The following is a 21,781-nucleotide window of genomic DNA, read 5'->3' as shown; positions in this document are numbered from 1 at the left end:
GGGTTTTCCTTTTCGATAGAATTCCGCTTGTCACGCGAAGATTAATTAGTTCCTACTGATATCGACTGTTCTCGCAAAACAACCAAAAAGCCCAGTGTTCCCGCACTGGACTTTTTTCTATCTTGCAGCCTTTTTAAGGCCAAGTTTTTTGTGCCTCACCTGTGGTAGTGCTTTTGCAATTACTTTCCAGAATTTTGTTATTCAATGGCTCGGTTCAATCAAGGCGGCGTGCCTCCATCCACGGGAAACAATGTGCCAGCGTTGCCGCTGCCCGTTAAGAAGCATGAAAACCTCCCAATCAGTCATCATTCTCTTGAGGTTCTCGACAATTAAACCATCACATTTCGATATGGCGAATTCAAATTTGAGCCATCAAGGATGGGCTGCGAAATCGCCCTGTTTGTCTGGCAAGCGTAAGCTGCAGTGAGGGTGGCTTCAGGAAACGGGGAAAATCGTATGCTAAGGGTTGGTCAGCGGCCGTAGCGGTCTGAGTTTTCCCGTGCCGACTGGCGCTGCTTCTCCATAGGTAAGCGCAGCGAACGTAAGGACTGGAGCAGGTGTGAACGCTTTTTCGCTCTCAAAACTTGATAAAATTCTGGCCTTCCTAAGATGACCCCAGCCCGGCCAATACCTCAGGCATGCGATCGAAATCGCGGCTCGCCCGTCTGAACTTAGCCAGCCATCCAAAGCTGTTCTCGACCACGCAGCGCCTGGGCAGCAGCACAAAACCCTTCTTAGCCTCAAGAGCTTGACCAGTTGCAATTCGATACCGTTTTTGCTTGCGTCCTGCTTCACTTCCTTACCCGTACAGTATCGGTCTGCGTGGCAAGTTCTATTTTCAACCCAATTAGATATCCATAAAGATATCTAATTGGGTATCTAATTGGGTATCGTAATGGGTATCTTATAAGCTATCTTTGATGACGTTTAGGAAATTCCCGGTCAAGGCGTTCAATTAGCTCGGGACTGGATTTAATGGCATCCAGTGCTTTCAAGGCTTCCTCAAGAATGACGCCTTTTGGCACATCCAGTTCCTGAACTAGCCTTTGAAGGTGTTCATGGCATTCCGGGGTGCCTTTAATGGCCATCTGCATATTGCGTCCGGTTCGAAAGTAATGCTGCCGTGGGCGTTCGATGCTGGCCTTAAGCTGAGCTTGACGACTTGGAAAACCATTTTCTTCAGCAACCTTGGCAATGGCCTCTCTGTCCTGCTTAGGCTTTTTCTCTTCTGCTGGCTTGATCTGAAAATCATCCAGATTAAGGCTATCAAGGGGATTGGCACGGCTCATCATGCAACCTTTTCTTTGTCTGGGGTGGCTTTTGCCGATCGGATGCGTTCGATTACTTCGCTGGTAAAGGCTTCGGCATTCTCTATGGCTTTGGGGATGTTGGAAACCTCTGCCGGGTTCAATGCCTCAAGCGGCTGACGGAACGAGAACATAGCTTTGAAAGCGGCGCGTTCGTTCAATTCGGTGCGAAAGTAGAAAACTCCGGCCTCTTCAAAACTCTTTCGAATGAACTTGGTGTCCCGGCTTGTGATTGCTGCCGAGGTTCGGGTAAACAGTACCGCATAGGGCAACTTGTAATCTGGCTTGTGTTTCTGGATTCCGCGCTCATGGGCGCGGATCAGGCGCAAAGCATTGCTGGCCTGCTCCGCGTCCAGCTGTGAACCCTGGGTAGGGATGATCACAAAATCGGCCTCGGCAATAGCGTAAGCGACGATTGTTGCTGCGGTTCCCTCCATATCAACAACAACAAAGGGCGTCTTTCCCGCTGCTTCCTCAATCTGATCTGCAATGTTCGCTTCGGTCACATCGGAAACGATAGTGAGCTTTTCCGGGGTTCCACCACCCTTAGCCCATCGCTTCACCGGATGGTTCGGGTCCGCGTCGATGATGGTCACAGCAATCCCCTGCTTTGCGATTTGGGTTGCCAGGATGAGCGCCGATGTGGTTTTACCGGCTCCGCCCTTAGGCGAGGCAAAAATTATGGATGGCATTGAAAAGCCTCAAATAAGAAATTTACAAGATACCAAAATGGCAACCCATAAAGATATCCGAAAAGATATCTTTTAGGATACCCAAAAGGGTTTTCATATGGGTATCAAATTATAAAAGAAAAGATACCTTTTTGGTTATCGTATAAGATACCTGTATGGATATCTACTTAGATATCCATACAGGTATCATGAAATACCCCGTGAACAACATACTTCACTCTTGAAGCTGCTGAAGCACAGCTGGTTGTTCAGAGAGAGGATCAGCGTCAGGGATCGTTACCCGAAGGGCCAAGACACACGGGCGTTTTGCGGTGTGGCTTGGTGGTTTATCCATAGAGCCCGGTCCCGGCCCCAGCCGGGAGACGCCCAGACAATCCCCTGACAACCGCCGACCAGCCTCAATTTGTTGAATGCACTCGCTTGCAGCTGACAGAAACGGTTTCGTATAGGCCGCCGTCGAGGTGGCAACACCACCATTCGAGCTTAAAAACTACTTCTCCCAGAGCACCCAAAACATGCTCGCGCTGCAAGAACTCCTGACAACCTATCGCCACGTTTTCAGAGTTCGGCGCCGGGAATCCACCAAGGACGTGCTTTGGTTTTCGCCCTCCATAATCCCAAGAGCTGAAACAAAATGAATCCGACCCGGAAAAACGCCACGCAATGCTCGACGACATCAAAAAAACCCTCTGGGCCACCGCCGACAAACTGCGCGCCAACATGGACGCGGCCGAATACAAGCACCTGGTGCTGGGCCTGATCTTCGTCAAATATATCTCCGACACCTTTGCCGCCCGCCGCGCGGAACTCACTACCCGCCTGACCAACCCGGCCGACGCCTACTACTACGGGGACGCCGCGCCCGAGGACATCGAGGCCGAACTCGAAGACCGCGACTACTACAAGGAGGTCAACGCCTTCTGGGTGCCCGAAGCCGCCCGGTGGGAGAGCTTGCGCGCCGCCGCCAAGCAGGTGGACATTGGCAAGCGCATTGACGACGCCTTGACGCTCATCGAGGCGGAAAACCCCACGCTCAAGGGCATCCTGGACAAGCGCTACGCCCGCGCCCAGTTGCCCGACGGCAAGCTCGGCGAACTGGTGGACCTGATCTCGACCATCGGCTTTGGCGACAACCCCTCGACCGCCCGCGACGTGCTGGGCCAGGTGTACGAGTATTTTCTCGGCATGTTCGCCAGCGCCGAAGGCAAGCGCGGCGGGCAGTTCTACACGCCAGCGAGCATCGTCAAGACACTGGTGGCCATCCTGAGCCCGCACAGCGGCAAGGTCTACGACCCGTGCTGCGGCTCGGGCGGCATGTTCGTGCAGTCGGAAAAGTTCATCGAAGCGCACGGCGGCAAGCTGGGCGACGTGTCCATCTACGGGCAGGAAGCCAACCCGACCACCTGGCGCCTGGCGGCGATGAACCTGGCCATTCGCGGCATCGACTTCAACCTGGGCAAAGAGCCCGGCGACACCTTCACCCGCAACCAGCACCCGGACCTGCGCGCCGACTTCATCCTGGCCAATCCGCCCTTCAACATCAGCGACTGGTGGCACGGCAGCCTGATGGGAGATGCGCGCTGGGTCCATGGTGACCCGCCGCCGGGCAACGCCAACTACGCCTGGCTGCAGCACATGCTGCACCACTTGAAGCCCACCGGCCGCGCCGGCATCGTGCTGGCCAATGGCTCCATGTCCAGCAGCCAGAACAGCGAAGGCCAGATTCGCGCCGCCATGGTCGAGGCCGATGTGGTCGAAGTCATGGTCGCGCTGCCCGGCCAGCTGTTTTTCAACACCCAGATTCCGGCGTGCCTGTGGTTTCTGGTCAAGCAGAAAACCCACCGCAAGGGCGAGGTGCTGTTCATTGATGCGCGCAAGCTGGCGACCATGATCAGCCGGGTGCAGTCCGAATTCAACGACGAGGTGATAGCGCGCATCGCCGCCACCGTCGCCGCCTGGCGCGGCGAGGCGGACGCGGGCGAGTACCAGGACATTTTGGGCTTTTGTCGCAGCGTCAAGCTGGCTGAAATTGCCCAGCACGGCCACGTCCTCACGCCCGGCCGCTATGTAGGCGCCGAAGAGGTCGAGGACAACGACGAGGACTTCGCCACCAAGATGCAGCAGCTGACCGAGAAGCTGGGCGAGCAGATGGCCAGGGGCGCGGAGCTGGACGTGCTGATCCGGCGCAAGCTGGGAGGGCTGGGATATGAGTTCTGAGTTGGCTGATTGCACCCTTGGTAACTTCGTTCGTCTCCAGCGGGGCCATGACTTAACTGCCTCTGAACAACGCCCAGGCTCAGTGCCTGTTATGGGTTCGGCGGGTCCAAATGGGACTCACTCCGAAGCAAAAGCTAGAGGTCCAGGGGTTGTAATTGGACGAAGTGGCGCTTCGATGGGTAGAGTTCATTTTTCCGAAGTTGATTATTGGCCGCACAACACTTGTTTGTATGTCACCGATTTTTTTGGCAATAACCCGCGTTTTGCTTATTACTTGCTCCAGACACTCGACCTTGCGGCTTTCAACTCAGGAAGCGCACAGCCGTCTCTAAATCGGAATTTCATTTACTCGATGCCCCTTCGGGTGCCGGCTCGGCATGAGCAGGATTGCATCGTTGAGTTGCTTCGCGCCCTCGACAACCGCATCGCCCTCCTGCGAGAAACCAACGCCACGCTCGAAGCCATCGCCCAGGCGCTGTTCAAGTCGTGGTTTGTCGATTTCGACCCCGTGCGCGCCAAGATGGAAGGCTGCGTTCCCGAAGGCATGGACGAGGCCACGACGGCGCTGTTTCCTGATGGATTTGAGGACTCGGAGCTGGGATTGGTGCCGAGGGGGTGGCAGATCGGGAAGCTGGGTGAATTAGCTCGACAGCACAAAGGTTCGATCAACCCACTGAAGAACCCCGAAACCCTGTTTGAGCATTTCAGCTTGCCCGCATTCGATAAACACCAAATGCCTGTATCGGAGTTGGGGGAAGAGATTAAAAGCAACAAAACTTCAGTGCCACCCGATGCTGTACTGCTTTCTAAGCTGAATCCACACATTCCCCGTGTTTGGCTTCCCGTTGACGTTGGGCGTCATGCTGTTTGCTCGACAGAATTTTTGGTGTTTGTGCCTGCTAGTAGCGCATCAAAAGAGTTCATCTATTGCGCTTTTTCGACACCCAAGTTTCAGGAATTGCTTTGCCAATTGGTGACCGGAACATCAAACAGCCACCAACGGGTAAAGCCAGATGGTGTTTCGAGCATGAATTTTGTTATCCCTGGGTCACGGGTGCTGGAGGCATTTGCTGTGCTGGTGAAGCCTATATTTGAGAGAATTGGTCACAACAGAGGAGAAGCCCAAACCCTCGCCACCCTGCGCGACACCCTGCTGCCGCGCCTGATCTCTGGCCATTTGCGCCTGCCCGAAGCCGAATCGCTGCTCGAAGAAGCCTGCGCATGAAGCCCGCAGGCAAACCTGCGCTCGCCCTGCCCGAGGGCTACGCCGACTGGCTGGCCCAGCTCAAGGGCCAGATTGCCCAAGCCCGGCAACGCGCCGCGCTCGCGGTCAATGCCGAGCTGGTGCAGCTCTACGGCCGCATCGGGCGCGACATCCTGCAGCGCCAACAAATGCAAGGCTGGGGCACCAAGGTCATTGACCGGCTGGCCCGTGACCTGAAGGACGGCTTTCCCGACATGCGCGGCTGGTCGCCGAGCAACCTCAAGTACATGCGGTTTTTCGCCCAGCATTGCCCGGATGGCCAATTTGGTCAGCAGCCTGCTGACCAATTGCCGTGGTTCCACATCGTGACGCTGCTGACCCAGTTGGACAACGCCGCCGACCGCGAATGGTATGCGGTGCAGACGGTGCAGCACGGCTGGTCGCGCACGACGCTGGCGCTGCACATCAAGAACCGGCTGCAGCAGCGCCAGGGCGGCGCGGTGACGAACTTTCAGGCTCGCCTGCCTGCTGCCGAGTCGGCGCTGGCCCGCGAAACGCTCAAGGATCCGTACCTGTTCGACTTCCTGGGCCTGGGCGACGACGCGCACGAGCGAGAAATAGAAAACGGCCTGATTCGTCATATCACCCGCTTCTTGCTGGAGCTGGGCGCCGGCTTTGCCTTTGTGGGCCGGCAGTTCCGGCTGGAGGTCGCCGGCGACGAGTTCTTCATCGACCTGCTTTTTTATCACACGCGCCTCAAATGCTATGTGGTGATCGAACTCAAGGCCACAGCCTTCAAGCCCGAGCACGCCGGCCAGCTCAATTTTTACCTGGCGGCAGTCGATGCGCAGGTGAAAGCGCCGGACGACAAGCCGACCATCGGCCTGCTGCTGTGCAAGCAGCAAAACCGGCTGGTAGCCGAATATGCGCTCTCAGGCATCGACAAGCCCATCGGCGTGGCCGAGTACCAGCTGCTGCGCGACCTGCCGGCCACCCTGGAGCAGAGCCTGCCGAGCATCGCCGACATTGAGGCGGAGCTGGCCGGAGAACTGAACAAACCGGATGTACCGGACAACAAGCCATGACAGAACAGCAGTGTGAACAAAAGAAACCATTGTGCCTGATCTCGGGCCACCTACGCCTACCTAAACTTGAGGCAATCATGAAGAAAATTGCAGAATGACCACATCGATTGAAGAACGTCAAGCAACGTGGGATGACTTCCTAAAGCGGTGGCCGATCGAAGCATTGAACCAGATGACCCTGCCTCAGTACACGCAAGCAGGTGACAAGGACAGCTTTGCGAACTGGCTGGAAACTCGTACTGAAAACCTCGGCTCCATTTGGGGCGGATCCTCTTTCAAGTTTGGGGTTTTTTCTCGCAAAGACCTGAGCGACAAGGCGGATCAGCGCGGGTTGCGGTACGACGCGGAATATGGATGGTTCGGCAAGTACGGCGAGACGTCAGCGCAGGCGTTCACAACCGTTAGAAACATCATCTCGCAGGTCGCGCATGCTGCCCGTAAAGGCGATCTGGCTACCATCGAGGCGGCTGACCTGGGCACGGTAACCAAATGGAAGATTGCATTTCTCTTTCAGCATCCTACGCAGCCATGCGTACTTCCCATCTTCAAAAAGGAAAGTCTCCATGCAGTCGCCAGCCGCGAGAGGCGAGTCAGCTGCAGTGAGATGCATGCACAACTCATAGCCAAGCGCAATGGTCAGGATCTGCTGACCTACGGTGATGAGCTTTGGGAGCAGATTCAGGCAATCGAGTCAGCCAAGCTGAGCACACCAGACACACATGCTTTCCTGATGGCATCGGATCGGTTCACCCCTATCAAGTTGGCAACAGACAAAATGGCAGGCTTTCGAACAGCGGGTGGGCTCGAAGTGGCACTTGCGCTGGACAACAAGACGCCCACGCTGTACCTGAGTCAAGGGGACTGGCTCACCGACGAAGTGAAGGGGCAATTGACTTCTGTGATTCCTTACGCTGCCAGCAAAAGCCGCAGCAGCAACATCCCTGCCAACGCGCCTTCGCTGGCCGAGGGAACCGCCATCGTCAAGATAACGATCCCCACCCGTCTGGCGTTGGTAGCTCTTTGTGAGGCCTATGACGGCGAAAAGGTCCCCAGCATCGTGACTTCCCAATCCCTAATAGACGAAGTATCCATGCCCAAACCGCCGCTCAATCAAATCCTCTTTGGACCTCCCGGAACGGGTAAGACGTTCGCCACGATCGATACAGCACTTGAGGTTCTTGACCCAGCTTTCCTCACTTTGAACATCCAGAACCGGGAAGCATTAAAGCGCCGCTTTGATGAGTTTCGAGATGCAGGCCGTATGCGCTTCGTGACCTTCCACCAGAGCTTCAGTTATGAGGACTTCGTGGAGGGCATTCGGGCGGATACAGAGACAGATGATGAAAGTTCGTCAGAAAGCTTGCAGTATCGGGTGGAGCCAGGTGTATTCGCTCAGCTCTGCACGGATGCGCGACGCAACAAACAACTTGAGGCGAAAGTCGGTATCCGCGAAGGTGCCAAAGTTTGGAAATTGTCCATCGAGGAGGCCAGTAGTTCCGGTGAAACCCGTACCTATTGCTTGAGCCACGGCGAGGGCCGTATCGGGTGGTCTCAAGCCGGTAATCTGGACACAGCCAATCTAGCAGACCCTAACTTGCACCTGGGTGTGAAAGAGCGGAAATCGCTGGAAAATTTCGGTGAGAAGATTGTGGTGGGCGATGTGGTCGTTTGCCTGGCCAGTCGCACAACGATTGGTGCGGTGGGAGTTGTCACCGGTGAGTACGAATACACAGCAAATGTTCCTGCTGGCGTTCGCAAGGACTACGTCCACAAGCTACCAATTCATTGGCTGGCCACAGGACTTGACTTTAACGTCGTGGCACTCAACAACGGTAAGCAGCTAACCCTGCAGACCGTGTACCCCTTGAGGCGGATCAAATGGCCTGATCTGCTGGAGGCGTTGACCGCGGCCAACGTCAAGTTCAGTGATCTGCCGCAGGCATCACCGCCTGCACGGGAGCCTTATGTTTTGGTGATCGATGAGATCAACCGAGGCAATGTTTCGCGCATCTTTGGCGAGCTGATCACATTGATCGAACCATCCAAAAGAACGGGTGAGGCTGAAGCGCTAGAAACCGTGTTGCCTTACTCAAGGAGCAGCTTCGGCGTTCCGGCCAACGTGTATCTGATCGGCACCATGAACACGGCCGACCGTTCGCTGACTGGCTTGGACGTGGCTTTGCGTCGCCGGTTTGTCTTTAAGGAAATGCCACCAAAGCCAGAGTTGCTGGATGCTGTTGAGGTTGATGGGGTCAACGTGGGCAAACTGTTGCGGGTGATGAACCAGCGTATTGAAGCGCTTCTGGACAGGGAGCACGCCTTGGGTCACGCCTATTTCATGCCATTGGAAAAAGACAAGCGCATGTCGCGCTTGGGCGAGATTTTCCGCAATCAGGTGCTGCCGCTGCTGCAGGAGTATTTCTTTGACGATTGGCAGCGCATCCAGTGGGTGCTCAACGATCACCGCAAACCCTCAGGGCAGTACCAATTCATCCAGCCGAAGAAACAGGATATCAAGACGCTGTTTGGTGAGGACGTGATCGTGTCACAGCATCGGCCCAATTGGCAGACTAACGCCACCGCTTTTGATTTCCCCGAGAGCTACTTGGGCGTGATTGACCATACACTTATCTCGTGAATACGCTCGTAAGCGTTCGCGAATATGCGCGGCTCACCACGGAGCCATGTGAGGCCTCACTGGACCGCGCGCAGGTCAGCGTGAGCGCTTTTGACCACCTTTGCCGGCTCAACGAATCATTTTCCCGCGCTGGGGCCAGATTGCTTCAGGTGGATGGACGGCGCTGGCTACGCTTGGATAACTATGTCGGGGTGCTGCAGACACCCTGCGGCACGACGCTGGAGGTGCTGCCCAAGCACCAGGATCATGGAGACAGCCTGACGTCATGTCGAGCCCTGTTGCGCAGGATGATCCAGTCCATGCTGGATTTGCCGACTCGCGATGCAGGCGAAGCCCAACTGGAGCGCTTTGATGCGCCACTGACCGAGTGGGTAATGGGCCGCTTTCTGACTGAGCTTGATCGGATCCTGAAGCGCGGCATCCGCTTCGACTACCAGCGGGTCGAGGAAGAGCGCCCATTCTTGCGCGGACAACTCAATGTCTTTGCTCAATTGCGCCAGCCACCAGGGCGCGCTCACCACTTTCAGGTACGCCACGATGTTTTCGTCCCTGATCGTCCCGAGAACCGCTTGCTCAAGCTGGCGTTGGAGAGCATTCGCCTGGCCACGCAACATCCTGACAACTGGCGATTGGCGCAAGAGATAAGCTTTCGCCTTGCTGAGGTGTCGGCCAGCACGCGGATTCAGGATGATTTCCGTGCTTGGGGAACTGACAGTCTGATGGTGCATTACCGTGCCATCAAACCATGGTGCGAACTGATCCTGAACCGCAGCCTTCCACTGGCGTTGCTAGGTACGCACTCGGGCCTAAGCCTGCTCTTTCCAATGGAGCGGCTGTTCGAGCAGCATGTGACACGTTGGTTGCGCCGACAGCTGCCGTCGGATGTTCGATTGCGCGCACCAGCGTCGAGCCTGTCACTTTGCACTCACGATGGTAAGCCGATCTTCCAGTTAAAGCCTGATCTTCTGGTTGAGGCCGGCGCCCATCGGTGGATTCTGGACACCAAGTGGAAGCGACTGAATTCTGCCGACCGAGACAGCAAATACGGACTGAGCCAAAGTGATTTCTACCAATTGCATGCATATGGGATGAAATACCTTCAGGGGCGAGGAAACATGGCCTTGGTGTACCCAAGGACCACATTATTTGCGGAGCCACTGGTACCCTTTCATTTCGATGAAAACCTCATGCTGAGTGTTCTTCCGTTTGATCTGGATGACGATCAGTTGCTTGGTTCAGATTTGATTTCTCTACCAAGGCATTGCAAGCCCACGCAAGGGTCAAAAGAGCCAATGGCTGCCTTTGGTGCAGTTTGAAGCAAGGGCAGGGGCATTGAACACATATGACTGAAGACCAACTCGAACAAGAAACCCTCGCCTGGCTGCAGGACGTGGGCTACACCTGCCGCTGCGGCTACGACATCGCCCCTGACGGCCCCACGCCCGAACGCAGCAGTTTCAGCCAGGCGCTGCTGCCCTTCCGGCTGCGCGAGGCCATCCACAAGCTCAACCCCGGCATCCCGACCGCCGCCCGCGAAGACGCCTTCAAGCAGGTTCTTGACCTGGGCATCCCGGCGCTGCTGAGCGCCAACCGGCATTTCCACAAACTGCTGGTGGGCGGCGTGCCGGTGCAGTACCAACAGGACGGCCAGACCCGGGGCGACTTCGTGCGCCTGATCGACTGGGCCAATCCCGTGCGCAATGAATGGCTGGCGGTCAACCAGTTCACCCTCAAAGGCGCGCACCACACGCGCCGCCCCGACATCATCCTGTTCGTCAACGGCCTGCCCCTGGCGCTGCTCGAACTCAAGAACCCGGCCGACCTCAACGCCGATGTGTGGAAAGCCTACGACCAGATCCAGACCTACAAGGCGCAGATCCCGGGCGTGTTCGAGTACAACGAGATCCTGGTCATCTCGGACGGCACCGAGGCGCTGCTCGGGTCGCTCTCGGCCAGCAGCGAGCGCTTCATGGCCTGGCGCACCATCGACGGCGTGACGCTGGACCCGCTGGGCGAATTCAACGAGCTGCAGACCCTGGTGCGCGGCGTGCTGGCGCCCGCCTACCTGCTGGACTACCTGCGCTACTTCGTGCTGTTCGAGGACGATGGCGCCTTGGCCAAGAAAATCGCCGGCTACCACCAGTTCCATGCGGTGCGCTCGGCGATTAACCAGGTCGTGACCGCTTCGCGCCCCGGTGGCACCCACAAGGGTGGCGTGGTCTGGCACACCCAGGGCAGCGGCAAGAGCATCACCATGACCTGCTTTGCCGCGCGCGTGATGCAGGAGCCGGAGATGGAAAACCCGACCATCGTGGTGATTACCGACCGCAACGACCTGGACGGCCAGCTCTTTGGCGTGTTCAGCCTGGCCCAGGATCTGCTGCGCGAGCAGCCGGTGCAGGTCAGCACGCGGCAGGATCTGCGGACCAGGCTGGCGAACCGGCCCTCGGGCGGCATCGTGTTCGCCACCATCCAGAAGTTCATGCCGGGCGAGGACGAGGACACCTTCCCCACCCTGTCCGAGCGCCACAACATCGTGGTCATTGCCGACGAGGCGCACCGCACCCAGTACGGCTTCGAGGCCAAGCTCAAGGGCAAGCCCGGACACGAGACCTACCAGGTCGGCTACGCCCAGCACCTGCGCGACGCACTGCCCAACGCCACCTTCGTGGCCTTCACCGGCACCCCGGTCAGCAGTGAGGATCGCGACACGCGCGCCGTGTTCGGCGACTACATCTCGGTCTATGACATGCAGCAGGCCAAGGAGGACGGCGCCACGGTCGCTATCTACTACGAGTCGCGCCTGGCCAAGTTGAAGCTCAAGGAAGAAGATTTTTCGCTGATCGACGAAGAGGTCGATGAGCTGGCCGAGGACGAGGAGGAAAGCACCCAGGCCAAGCTCAAAAGCCGCTGGGCTGCCCTGGAGCAGGTGGTCGGCGCTGAACCGCGCGTTGCCAGCGTCGCGGCCGACCTGGTGGCGCATTTCGAGGAGCGCAACAAAGCCCAGAGCGGCAAGGCCATGACGGTGGCCATGAGCCGCGACATCTGCGTGCATCTGTACAACGAGATCGTCAAGCTGCGTCCCGACTGGCACGACCCCGATCCCGAAAAGGGCGCCATCAAGATCGTGATGACCGGGTCCAGCAGCGACAAGGCGCTGCTGCGCCCGCACATCTACAGCGCGCAGGTCAAGAAGCGCCTGGAAAAACGCTTCAAGGATCCGGCCGATCCCTTGAGGCTGGTCATCGTGCGCGACATGTGGCTCACCGGCTTTGACGCGCCGTGCGTACACACCCTGTACGTGGACAAGCCCATGAAGGGCCACAACCTGATGCAGGCGATTGCCCGGGTCAACCGGGTGTTCAAGGACAAGCAGGGCGGCCTGGTGGTGGACTACATCGGCATCGGCAATGAACTCAAAGCCGCCATGAAGGAATACACCCAGAGCAAGGGCCGGGGACGGCCCACGGTGGACGCGCATGAAGCGTTCAGCGTGCTGGCCGAAAAACTCGACATCCTGCAAACCATGCTGCACGGCTACGACTACAGCGGTTTTCTGACCGGCGGCCACAAGGCGCTAGCGGGCGCCGCCAACCATGTGCTCGGCATCCAGGACGGCAAGAAGCGCTTTGCCGACACGGCCCTGGCGATGAGCAAGGCGTTCAGCCTGTGCTGCACGCTGGACGAGGCCAAGGCGGTGCGCGAGGAAGTGGCCTTTTTGCAGGGCGTCAAGGTCATCCTGACCAAAAAGGATTTGAGCGCGCAAAAGAAGACCGACGAGCAGCGCGACCTGGCCATCCGGCAGATCATCAACTCGGCCGTGGTGTCGGACAGCGTGGTGGACATTTTTGACGCCGTCGGGCTGGACAAGCCCAACATCGGGCTGCTGTCCGACGAGTTCTTGGCGCAGGTGAAGAACCTGCCCGAGAAGAACCTGGCGGTCGAGTTGCTGGAGCGGCTGCTGGAGGGCGAGATCAAGAGCCGGTTTGCCAGCAACGTGGTGCAGGAGAAGAAGTTTTCCGAGCTGCTTGCCGGCGTCATCAAGCGCTACCAGAACCGCTCCATCGAGACCGCCCAGGTCATGGAGGAACTGGTGGCGATGGCCAGGAAGTTTCAGGAAGCGGCCCACCGGGGCGAACAGCTGGGCCTCACCGAGGACGAGATCAAGTTTTATGACGCGCTGGCCACCAACGAATCGGCCGTCCGGGAACTGACCGATGAAACCCTCAAGAAGATCGCCCATGAGCTGACCGAGAACCTGCGGCAAAACCTGAGCGTGGACTGGTCGGAGCGCGAAAGCGTGCGCGCCAGGCTGCGCCTGATGGTCAAGCGCATCCTGCGCAAGTACAAATACCCGCCGGACCTGCAGGATGCGGCGGTGGAGCTGGTGCTGCAGCAGGCGCAGGCGCTGGGGGTAGTTTGGTCGATTTAGGCGCTGGAGAAGAAACGCTGGCCTGAGTCAAGCGGGCGGTTTTGCACCGGCATGGCATCTTGTGAGATCGAAGCGTCCGAGGTGTGAACCAGGCTTAAGCTGGATATTTAGCTCCGCGTCACGCTATAGATTGCGCACTACTGTCCGATAGAAGCGCTTGCCACCAGTCGTAATGGGGAGAGCTTTTCTTGAGCTGAAACGGCCCGAGTACGCTCACACGACGCACGATCTCTGGCAGACGATGCCGTTGTTCGGGGTTCGCCTTCACCCACGCAAGAAGTATTTCCGGCGTTCCCATCGCAACCACAGTAATCAGCCCGCTCGCAACACGAACAGCAGGTCGGTCGTCTGTCACCAATAAACATTTCCGGTGAAGGGCCAGAGACATGGCTTGCGCCTCGCCATCGTCCAACTCCAATGCGAACTCGATAAAAGAGGCATGCTCCCGCACATCAGCAAGCGAGAGCACCTGCAAATTGCCATCGGCAACGACAGCCAAAGGGTCCAGCGTGACCTTGGAAATATGGCCATTGGAATCGAAATTCCGCACGAACATTGCCTCTCCTAGAGCAGTATCTCCAACACTCCACGAGGCGCCGAAATTTTGTAGCTCGCCCAAACCACCCCAAGCGCAATAAAGATTAACGAGCGCACAGGCATCCAAAATATAGTGGCTCATGCACTTACCGCACCGTCAGCAGCGAGTCCGTCAGATTCACGCTAAATCGCTCTGAAATCCCATCTTCATCGAATTGAACCTCGGCACATCGGTAAGCGATTTCACGCGCTTCCACAACCGAGCAGCGAAGCAGCTTGGCAAGCGTTCCAGTGCTGATCTTTTCTGAAGACCATGCCTGGACCGCCAGCAGTTTGTAGCGGTCGGGAAAGGTGTCGACGGAATCAGCATCAGGCAGTTCCTGCACCCCAGCCTCGCGCTTGAGTTCTTTGACCGCCACACCGGCCTCCTTGATAGCGTCCCAACTTCCGCGACCGATCAGGTTGAGCGACTCCAGCCGCAGCGTCATCGCCATCAGCGACACAGCGAAATAGTCAGCCATTCGGCAAAGATCGCCTACATTGAAGTCGCTCTTTCGCTCCACTTCCTCGTAGAAGCGCCGCTGTACTCCCGCCTCTGGCATGAGGAACGCTGCGGCAAAAGCGTCGGCAAACTTCTCGTTTTCAGGCTTGCGTTGCATGGGTCGAAGGTAGTCGACACCAGGCTTGTCACGATCCATGAGGAAATGCCCATACTCGTGCGCCGTCGTCCAGCGGCGGCGCTCTTTCGGGTGCAACTTGTTGATGAGGACGCAGTAGCCAAAGTCAGGCACAAAGACATAAAGCCCGGCCAATTTTGATGGCAACGCGTCCAGGAAAACATGAACGCCGACATCTTCCAAGACCTCGCGCAAGGTGTAGATCGGCAAGTGCGCGCCAAGATTGAGCCGGGACCGTTCTTCCTGTGCGCAGTGCTCAGCAAATCGTTCAACGGCTCCGACCGACGCGCGAATGCGAGAAGGAAAGTTGGTGACAAGCTGTGCATCAAGCTTGTTTTCAAGGAACAGGTAGTCATCCACAAAGCCCGTGAGCTTGGCAATGGCGATCTCCAACTCCTCTTGATCTTCCGCATTGCCATTGAAAACCGAACGAAGATGCGGCTGCAGCTTGGGTGGCTGCGTTTCCTGCCGCAGCAGCGTGCTTACAGAAGTCTTGTACAGCGTGGCAAGCTTCACCAGTTCCTCTGGACGCGGCCTTCGCGTCGCCTTTTCGATTGCAATGAAGGTCGGCCGGCTCATGTCCAGATGAGCGGCGGCCGTGTCCTGGGTGATGCCGGCGCTCCTGCGTGCGGCTAAAAGCCGTTCAGCCAGGGCCGAAAGGTCAGTGTTTTCGTAGTTCATGCAAACGTTTCTTGGGAAGTCGAAGAACGACTTCCATAGGGGTTAATTGGGGACTTTGGCCAAGCGCTGCCCAGTCAAGTGGCCCAGTGTGGTCATGACCTCTTGAGCATGGCGATATTGACGCTCGGCAATCAACTTGTGCTGCTCAGAAGGAACATCCGTTCCGCTGAGGTGCCAATGAAGGCGGTGGCGTATTGAGGTATCACCACTCAGCCAGGCTGCAGCGTCGTCTAGGTAGCACCGAAGGTAGTCAGCACTGTTAGGCGCGAGCGTTTTTCCTTCGATCAGATCAAAACTGTATTGACCGACAATAAGTTCAGCAATACCGGCGGCAGCAAACGCTTGTCGGCGTTCAATGCAACCGGGGCATTGCCCGCAGTGGCTTGCCTTCTCACGCAAAGAGGTATGGACACAAGACTGAGACTGCTGCGCCCAAGCCTCTAAACCATGTATTTTAAGAGGAGCAAGCATTTCAGCTTTGGTCAGCGCCGCAAAAGGTAGCGAGTAGCGAACCGGATTTTCCGCCACATGAGAAGCAAGCTCGCCCATTCGCTTGAGGAAAGTGGGATGCGCACCTCGCGTTGCCAAACCGCCTATCAGCATTGCGGTCATCACCGGCAGGTTGATTGCTCCCACACCATTCTCGAAAATCTCGATTTCCTCGATCTGGCAGGTTTGCGCTGCCACAGCGGCCGCAGCACAAAACAGAAAAGCACGACTGCGCTGAGAGGACTCCTGCTGACGCATCCGTTTTGTGACTCCGCCCTGCAAATTCACGGTCAAAGTTGAATGCAGTTGACGTGGAGTTTGCGTAAGCTGACTGAGTTCCTTAATTTGCTTGGCACAAAGACGTCTTAACTTGTTATGGTGTCCCACCGTCACAAGCAGGTAATCGTCCATACCCGCCAGGACACGGTTTGCCAGACCGGCAGCGGAATCCAATCCGCCGCTGTAGAGCGCTATACGGCGAGGTCTTCGCATCAACGACAAGTCCAGTGGCGCCTGTTGGGGCACTGACACGGCTTTAGCCTGTTTAAAAGCTACTGACCAGTTCTCGTCGGTTAAGAAGCTCAAAATTTCCTCTACCACCTCAGTAATGTCGGAACGCTGCCAGAAAGCCAAATCTTGAACGGAAAAACACACGTTCAAAAAGCGAATGCCAGTATCGTTACCTGTGCTAGCCTGGCGCTTGACAGCCCGATCCACTGCATATACCCCGGCGGCAATGTTCAGAAGGTCCATCCCTCGATCCGTCGGGCGGGTCGGCAGACTTTTCCATGGCACGTCAGCCAGCAGAAGGAGATCCTGTTCCACGTCGCCTCTAACGTGGATGCAACCCGACGTTGCATGGACAAAAAGGAATTTAGTACGGTCTTGGGACATGATTTCCGCCTCTCTTAACTATTGCGAGCGGTATAAGCACTGCGGCACCTGCAGTCATTGGGATTCGGTTTTTTCTTACCGTCTTGAGCTTCTTCACAGGTTGTCCTTGAAGAGATGTTTCGATGACCGCTACCAAGGTGCTGCGGCGAACGGAAAACTCATTCGTTAAAGCGCTTTCTAGTGCCTCAATCCGCTGACGATCTTGAAAGCAGCCGTTGTTGTTAGCAAGTATCAGGGCTTGTTTCATCAGCCCATCGATAAGCATGTCTGCAGCACACTGGGCAATGGTTGAAATATCTTTTGTCACCGCTGCTTTGGCTGCATCGCGCGCAATTCGGGCGAGTTGCTGGTCTTGAAAAATTCTGATGGCAGCACGCATCGCCGAAGGATGCTCATCAACCGCTTGGAGGATGGTCAGCAATGTTTGCCCTTTTCGAAAGACTTGCGCGAGTGAACGCTGAAGCTCAGACTGAAGGTTATCGGCTGCGCACTCGGCCATTGCTGCAACTGACAGGTCCGGCTTTGCCAAAGCCGCGCGAGTGCGCCGCCAGCGACTGCTAGTTTTTAGATCCAAGATTTCGTTTTCAGCCATACCTGTCCTTGTGCATCAATTACGGCAGGTTATGTGAAAACTTTACAAATGTCAAATTACAATTTTTTATTTTGAAAAAATGTCAACCAACAACATCTCCAAAGGGCCGGGTATCAGTGACACTCCGACTCGCACGCTTCGCGGCGGGGAATTTACCCTCAGTGATCAATCTGGTTTTTCGTTTCACTGCCACCTCAAACCCCAAATCGAACATCGTGCAGATCGCTCATTCTGGTGATTTGGACAGACTGCAATAACGCTTGACCGTGGCCAGCGAGATGCCCCAATGCGCGGCCGTCTTGGCCAGGCTGGCGCCGCCCTCTCGGCGCCAGCGGACCACCTCGGCAGCGTCAAGCTTGACAGGGCGACCCAGGCTTTCTTTGCCACGATGTGTCAGGCCGGTGCGCGTCAGCGACTCACGGGCCACGTGTCGGCCAGCGGCCGTGCGCTCGGCGATGCGCTGGCGCTCCATGTCCGCGACTTGTGCCAGCACGGCCAGGATCAACTCGCCGGCGCCTTTGGCCATCACGCCCAGGCCCTGCACGTGAACGGCCACGCCCTTGGCCAGCAAGAGCCGGACGGTGGACTGGACATCCAGAGCATCGCGCCCGAGCCGGTCCACCGCGTAAACATGCAGCGTGTCGCCCTTTCGGATGAAGGCCAGCAGCCTGGCAAAGCCCGGCCGTTTCGCGGCCAGGATGGCGCCGCTGACCCCGACATCATCAAACTCCTCGTCAAACCTGCCGCCCATGACAGCGCGCTGCGATTCGATGCTCTGGTCCGAGGTCGAGACCCGATAGTAGGCAATGTTGCTCATTTTTGGCTCAAAAGTTAGTAGGCCAACTATAAGCCAGGCTCTTAACCTGTTTTTGTGTCTTTTGAGCCTAGCTTCATGAGCCTTTTCAGCCCGGCTCAGAACTTACAAGTTCTGAGCCAGTCACCTTGCTGAGGTCTTATTCTGCTGAGCAGCCTCGGCTTATCGAATGAACGGGGCCAAGGCCAGCATGACGACGGCCAGCCCAGCGTAGTAGATAGTCAGCGTGCGCGACCTTATCGCCGCCATCCAGTTCGTTCGGGGGTCAGTGCGGAAAGAGCCCGTCTCCATCGAGAAGTCGATATCTTCTTCTCTGAGCTTGCGCACATGCTCGTATAAGGCACGGAATCTGCGCTCCTGGCTCAAGAAGTAGCCGTCGAGAGCCCAGAAAATAAACAGCGGGAAATAGGCGATCAGGATGTAGGCCTTGTTAGTATCCTTCGCGGCCAGTGCGAATAAAGCTGCAATCAGGGTGATGCTCCACCCCTTGAGCAGAAACAGATTGCCAGACATTCGGTTGATGGATGCCTGGATAAACTCAAGATGCTTGTGCTTATTAGGGGTGTCCGTCATTTGCGCAGCGCGATTGCGGCATCGACCCAGGCAGCCAAGTTGTTCTTGATGTGGTTGTACGCGTTGCTTGCGGGCGGATCGTACACCGGCGGAACGACGACGACCCCATTCTTCTTGAACGTAAACTGATGAAAAGGATTTTTTCCCTTCGAGCAGGTTCCGTTGTTGGGGCAGTTGAGGTTGTGGATGTGAATGCCTAGCAGGCCCCGACCGTCTTCCCAAGCCTTCTTGATCTCGTGAATAACCCATGGACGCTCGTTCGTGTCGGTCCCGATCAACACGACGACGCAGCGCTTGTACTTCATGTTGTCATCGATCCACTTCTCGATCGCCGCGCTACCACTTTTCTTTACCGTCTCCCAGTCATTCTTCGAGACGGGCTCATTGCCGTCGATCATGCCCATGTTACGGATCTGTTGGACGCGCATGACGTCGTTGTTGAAGTGGAAGCTGTAAAACACCGGGACCTTGGCCATGATTTCCTCCTAAGGATCTACTTGAGTTCTCGCTTTTGGCGAGGACGAATTTTGAGTTCACGATAGAGCAGCGCGACGAAGTCCAGCGGCGCCACGTCGCCGGGTGGCTGGTACCCGATATCAAGGGCAAGTCGATATGCTGCGCCACCGGTCTGTGCGATCGGAATGCAGGTGGCGTTCGGCCAAGTGGCAGCGAACATGTCGTACTCGTCCCTGATGCCCTCCATGCCTCCGACGAACACCGCCGCGTCGAACTCGGTCGAGTTAATCATCGCTTGGCGCATGGCCTTCAGGCTGTTGGTCAAGTCGCCAGGCACCGGGTCGACATAGGTGACGTTCGCGAAATGCTTGTTCTCCTGCGGGAAGTCCTCGTCCTTGAAGAACCGGCTCTGAAAGAGCGCAACGGCCGTGGCGTACTCGACGCCGACCGACTGTGCGGCAGCCCACAAAAGCGGCGTGATAGCCGGATGGCCACCCCACACCAGCTTCTTCCTACCCAAGGCGACTTGGGCGAGCGCATTGATCACCGCTTGGATTTCCTGCGGGCGGGAATCCGTATCGAACGGTGGTCTCGTAGGCACGCTGGCTGAAAGGAAAATCGCGCCCATGGCTATAGCTCGATGTCTGCCAATTGCCAGTCGGCCTCTCGGCTGCGAATCCATTTGACTGCACCCACCCGCTGCGCGAGCCAGTCCATGTGCTGGACCCAGTCGTCGCTGATCCCGAGATGGTCATAAACCACCGCTGCGGCACGGGTGTCACAGAGGTTGAAGCACTCGTGGACATCGAGCGACGTCGGCACGCCGACCACCGGATAGGCCACAAGCGGATTGCCCGACGGCAACTTCAAGAGCACAGATCTCCTCATCCCCACGCCTTCTACGGCACCGCCCAGATCCTCAATGGCGGTGCGCAGGATACCCACTAAGTTCGCGTGACGCAGCGCCACGCTGCGGCTCCGAACACGCTCTAGTTCGAGGGCGACGTCACTGACCACTGTGGCGCTCAGGCGCGTCCCGACGAAGTCATCGGTGCTGAGACGCTTCAACGTAGCCAAGCGTGAGTGCCGCGATGGTTTATGGTCTGGCCACACCAGTTGCAACATCGAGATGTGCTTGGCAACCGCGCGTCCCCACTCAACCGTCGTCCAGCGGCTGTTGAAATATCCTGGTGTGTCGAGCATGACCAGCACATCCGAATCGCACAGGCGATGCCACAAGGCGGCCTGAAACTCCGCCGCGACTGAGACTGAATGCGTGTCCAAGAAAACATCAAAATGCCGGGCGGAGAGCGCCTCGAAAAGTTGAAGGGCAACATCTGCGGACTCTTCTCGCCTATAGCTGACGAACACGCGGCGTTGCGCGGGCAGCAGCCCCAGGCACTGCAGAGCTGCGCTGGCGACTCGGCGCAGCGCTGAATCGGCCGGATCAGAGATTAGCGCATTGATATTGCGCAGCGATGGCGGCAACTCTGCACCAACTCGCGCGGCCGTTGAAACCACCGGCACCACCGGCACACCGAGCCGGGTCAGAACGGTGGCTTCAGTGTACTCAGCGCCCTCGGCGCCAAAGAAGACCGCCACCGTTGCTGTCACCTCACTGAAGTGCGCTTGGATCCCTCGGTCGAGGGTGTAGTCGCGGCCAAGCTGCAGCCCGAATAGGCCAAGACACTCATCAAACGTCGCCGAGAATGATGCGGCTTGCTCGGGCGTCGGTGCGCCCAGCAGTAAACATTGATATAGCGCCACGACGTCCTCTACAAAAAAGGAATCGACCGGACGTATTGGCCTTGATTGCTATTGGGCGGCACCCATAGCAATTCTCCGGCGGCGCTGAGATCAACACGCCGGTACAGGTGGAGATACTCGTTGCCATGGGTGGTCACAGCATCTAGGGTCGGCACAATTGCGATCCGGTCCAACTGTTTCATCCCGTCGGCGTAGCCCAGTTCCCAAGGGCACCAGCGAGAACTCATCGAGTTGCCCGTGGCCAAGAAAAGAACCCAGTCACAAGTCTTGATTCGAAGCTGGATGCGCTCGGCAGTCTCCCGGTTGGGACGCTCGGGCATCGTCGCGTCCTTCCAGTCGATGTACAACTCAACACCTTGCTCGGCAAGCAAGACCTGAAGGCCCTCGGCCAGGACGCTGTCCTTATGGCTATGGCAAAGAAACGCGGTGCGTTGTCGGCCGGTATGCGGCCGATACTTCCATAGCGGCTGTCGCTGTGAGGCCTGTTGGAGTTCGGATTGGGCTAGCGCCATATAGGTTTATTCATTTTGGCAACAATGGTAACAAATTGATAAATTACCGCCAGTGGTAGTTCTATCAACGTGAGGTTGCGGCAGCACTGCAAGAAGCGAGCTTTGGAAGGCAGCGCTTAACCACGGCGAAGATCACCCGCCAGTTGATGTCTGCTATCGCTGCTCAGGCGTCATTAACGTCCCGTCCAGACCGGCCCTTGCCGAGCCCGCCCGT

At 57.1% G+C, this 21,781-nt stretch carries 18 protein-coding genes and 1 pseudogene; 6 read left to right on the top strand and 13 right to left on the bottom strand.

The window, feature by feature from the left end:
• Positions 1–604: 604 nt before the first annotated feature.
• From ABLV49_RS25970 to ABLV49_RS25960, 3 genes and pseudogenes are all read right to left on the bottom strand, one after another.
• A pseudogene (locus tag ABLV49_RS25970) lies at positions 605–822 on the bottom strand (transposase); the annotation flags it as partial.
• Positions 823–911: 89 nt separating this feature from the next.
• Positions 912–1,289: a hypothetical protein gene (locus tag ABLV49_RS25965; RefSeq protein WP_349283385.1), complete on the bottom strand. Its 378-nt coding sequence runs from the start codon at positions 1,287–1,289 to the stop codon at positions 912–914.
• A complete protein-coding gene (locus ABLV49_RS25960) occupies positions 1,289–1,999 on the bottom strand; it encodes a ParA family protein (RefSeq protein ID WP_349283384.1) in 711 nt (236 codons plus the stop codon). Before ABLV49_RS25960 ends, ABLV49_RS25965 begins: the two co-directional genes overlap by 1 nt.
• 663 nt (positions 2,000–2,662) lie before the next feature.
• Here ABLV49_RS25960 and ABLV49_RS25955 point away from each other — a divergent pair.
• The 6 genes from ABLV49_RS25955 (at position 2,663) to ABLV49_RS25930 (ending at position 13,575) form a co-directional block, all read left to right on the top strand.
• Positions 2,663–4,216: a type I restriction-modification system subunit M gene (locus ABLV49_RS25955; RefSeq protein ID WP_349283383.1), complete on the top strand. Its 1,554-nt coding sequence runs from the start codon at positions 2,663–2,665 to the stop codon at positions 4,214–4,216.
• 175 nt (positions 4,217–4,391) lie between these two features.
• Positions 4,392–5,441 carry a restriction endonuclease subunit S gene (locus ABLV49_RS25950; RefSeq protein WP_415838259.1) on the top strand — a complete coding sequence of 350 codons (1,050 nt, stop codon included), beginning with the start codon at positions 4,392–4,394 and terminating at the stop codon, positions 5,439–5,441.
• On the top strand, positions 5,438–6,505 hold the full coding sequence (locus ABLV49_RS25945; RefSeq protein ID WP_349283381.1) for a PDDEXK nuclease domain-containing protein: 1,068 nt from the start codon (positions 5,438–5,440) through the stop codon (positions 6,503–6,505). The genes ABLV49_RS25950 and ABLV49_RS25945 overlap by 4 nt, the downstream gene beginning before the upstream one ends.
• A 94-nt stretch (positions 6,506–6,599) precedes the next feature.
• Positions 6,600–9,143 carry an AAA family ATPase gene (locus ABLV49_RS25940; protein ID WP_349283380.1) on the top strand — a complete coding sequence of 848 codons (2,544 nt, stop codon included), beginning with the start codon at positions 6,600–6,602 and terminating at the stop codon, positions 9,141–9,143.
• Entirely contained in the window at positions 9,140–10,459 is a 1,320-nt protein-coding gene (locus tag ABLV49_RS25935; protein ID WP_349283379.1) for an McrC family protein, read from the top strand. Before ABLV49_RS25940 ends, ABLV49_RS25935 begins: the two co-directional genes overlap by 4 nt.
• Positions 10,460–10,485: 26 nt before the next feature.
• Positions 10,486–13,575: a type I restriction endonuclease subunit R gene (locus ABLV49_RS25930; RefSeq protein ID WP_349283378.1), complete on the top strand. Its 3,090-nt coding sequence runs from the start codon at positions 10,486–10,488 to the stop codon at positions 13,573–13,575.
• A 118-nt stretch (positions 13,576–13,693) separates the two neighbouring features.
• On the opposite strand, the gene ABLV49_RS25925 is transcribed toward ABLV49_RS25930, so the two are convergent.
• The 10 genes from ABLV49_RS25925 to ABLV49_RS25880 form a co-directional block, all read right to left on the bottom strand.
• Positions 13,694–14,254 carry a hypothetical protein gene (locus ABLV49_RS25925; protein WP_349283377.1) on the bottom strand — a complete coding sequence of 187 codons (561 nt, stop codon included), beginning with the start codon at positions 14,252–14,254 and terminating at the stop codon, positions 13,694–13,696.
• 4 nt (positions 14,255–14,258) lie between these two features.
• Complete coding sequence (locus tag ABLV49_RS25920; RefSeq protein ID WP_349283376.1) at positions 14,259–15,470, bottom strand: helix-turn-helix domain-containing protein; 1,212 nt, start codon at positions 15,468–15,470, stop codon at positions 14,259–14,261.
• Positions 15,471–15,512: 42 nt separating this feature from the next.
• Positions 15,513–16,712: a 7-cyano-7-deazaguanine synthase gene (locus ABLV49_RS25915; RefSeq protein WP_349283375.1), complete on the bottom strand. Its 1,200-nt coding sequence runs from the start codon at positions 16,710–16,712 to the stop codon at positions 15,513–15,515.
• 121 nt (positions 16,713–16,833) lie between these two features.
• Positions 16,834–17,445 (bottom strand): hypothetical protein, encoded by a 612-nt coding sequence (locus ABLV49_RS25910; RefSeq protein WP_349283374.1) that lies wholly within the window; start codon positions 17,443–17,445, stop codon positions 16,834–16,836.
• A gap of 226 nt (positions 17,446–17,671) precedes the next feature.
• Complete coding sequence (locus tag ABLV49_RS25905; protein WP_349283373.1) at positions 17,672–18,262, bottom strand: recombinase family protein; 591 nt, start codon at positions 18,260–18,262, stop codon at positions 17,672–17,674.
• 159 nt (positions 18,263–18,421) lie between these two features.
• Entirely contained in the window at positions 18,422–18,832 is a 411-nt protein-coding gene (locus tag ABLV49_RS25900; RefSeq protein WP_349283372.1) for a hypothetical protein, read from the bottom strand.
• On the bottom strand, positions 18,829–19,308 hold the full coding sequence (locus tag ABLV49_RS25895) for a TIR domain-containing protein (protein ID WP_349283371.1): 480 nt from the start codon (positions 19,306–19,308) through the stop codon (positions 18,829–18,831). The genes ABLV49_RS25900 and ABLV49_RS25895 overlap by 4 nt, the downstream gene beginning before the upstream one ends.
• Positions 19,309–19,325: 17 nt before the next feature.
• Positions 19,326–19,916, bottom strand: coding sequence for a hypothetical protein (locus ABLV49_RS25890; RefSeq protein ID WP_349283370.1), 591 nt, complete (start codon positions 19,914–19,916; stop codon positions 19,326–19,328).
• A gap of 2 nt (positions 19,917–19,918) precedes the next feature.
• Positions 19,919–21,055, bottom strand: coding sequence for a toll/interleukin-1 receptor domain-containing protein (locus tag ABLV49_RS25885; protein ID WP_349283369.1), 1,137 nt, complete (start codon positions 21,053–21,055; stop codon positions 19,919–19,921).
• 8 nt (positions 21,056–21,063) lie between these two features.
• On the bottom strand, positions 21,064–21,567 hold the full coding sequence (locus ABLV49_RS25880) for a toll/interleukin-1 receptor domain-containing protein (RefSeq protein ID WP_349283368.1): 504 nt from the start codon (positions 21,565–21,567) through the stop codon (positions 21,064–21,066).
• Positions 21,568–21,781 lie beyond the last annotated feature (214 nt).

The sequence above is a fragment of the Polaromonas hydrogenivorans genome, from assembly GCF_040105105.1.
In the GTDB taxonomy this organism is placed as follows: Bacteria; Pseudomonadota; Gammaproteobacteria; order Burkholderiales; family Burkholderiaceae_C; genus Polaromonas; species Polaromonas hydrogenivorans.
This window is presented reverse-complemented; position numbering and strand designations above follow the sequence as displayed.

What these genes read in the sequence shown, in the direction of transcription:
- ABLV49_RS25925 (WP_349283377.1), bottom strand. Translation starts at nt 14,254, where the DNA reads ATGAGCCACTATATTTTGGATGCCTGTGCGCTCGTTAATCTTTATTGC.
- ABLV49_RS25955 (WP_349283383.1), top strand. Translation starts at nt 2,663, where the DNA reads ATGCTCGACGACATCAAAAAAACCCTCTGGGCCACCGCCGACAAACTG.
- ABLV49_RS25900 (WP_349283372.1), bottom strand. Translation starts at nt 18,832, where the DNA reads ATGACGGACACCCCTAATAAGCACAAGCATCTTGAGTTTATCCAGGCA.
- ABLV49_RS25915 (WP_349283375.1), bottom strand. Translation starts at nt 16,712, where the DNA reads ATGGACCTTCTGAACATTGCCGCCGGGGTATATGCAGTGGATCGGGCT.
- ABLV49_RS25905 (WP_349283373.1), bottom strand. Translation starts at nt 18,262, where the DNA reads ATGAGCAACATTGCCTACTATCGGGTCTCGACCTCGGACCAGAGCATC.
- ABLV49_RS25895 (WP_349283371.1), bottom strand. Translation starts at nt 19,308, where the DNA reads ATGGCCAAGGTCCCGGTGTTTTACAGCTTCCACTTCAACAACGACGTC.
- ABLV49_RS25930 (WP_349283378.1), top strand. Translation starts at nt 10,486, where the DNA reads ATGACTGAAGACCAACTCGAACAAGAAACCCTCGCCTGGCTGCAGGAC.
- ABLV49_RS25940 (WP_349283380.1), top strand. Translation starts at nt 6,600, where the DNA reads ATGACCACATCGATTGAAGAACGTCAAGCAACGTGGGATGACTTCCTA.
- ABLV49_RS25880 (WP_349283368.1), bottom strand. Translation starts at nt 21,567, where the DNA reads ATGGCGCTAGCCCAATCCGAACTCCAACAGGCCTCACAGCGACAGCCG.
- ABLV49_RS25965 (WP_349283385.1), bottom strand. Translation starts at nt 1,289, where the DNA reads ATGAGCCGTGCCAATCCCCTTGATAGCCTTAATCTGGATGATTTTCAG.
- ABLV49_RS25950 (WP_415838259.1), top strand. Translation starts at nt 4,392, where the DNA reads ATGGGTAGAGTTCATTTTTCCGAAGTTGATTATTGGCCGCACAACACT.
- ABLV49_RS25960 (WP_349283384.1), bottom strand. Translation starts at nt 1,999, where the DNA reads ATGCCATCCATAATTTTTGCCTCGCCTAAGGGCGGAGCCGGTAAAACC.
- ABLV49_RS25890 (WP_349283370.1), bottom strand. Translation starts at nt 19,916, where the DNA reads ATGGGCGCGATTTTCCTTTCAGCCAGCGTGCCTACGAGACCACCGTTC.
- ABLV49_RS25945 (WP_349283381.1), top strand. Translation starts at nt 5,438, where the DNA reads ATGAAGCCCGCAGGCAAACCTGCGCTCGCCCTGCCCGAGGGCTACGCC.
- ABLV49_RS25920 (WP_349283376.1), bottom strand. Translation starts at nt 15,470, where the DNA reads ATGAACTACGAAAACACTGACCTTTCGGCCCTGGCTGAACGGCTTTTA.
- ABLV49_RS25910 (WP_349283374.1), bottom strand. Translation starts at nt 17,445, where the DNA reads ATGGCTGAAAACGAAATCTTGGATCTAAAAACTAGCAGTCGCTGGCGG.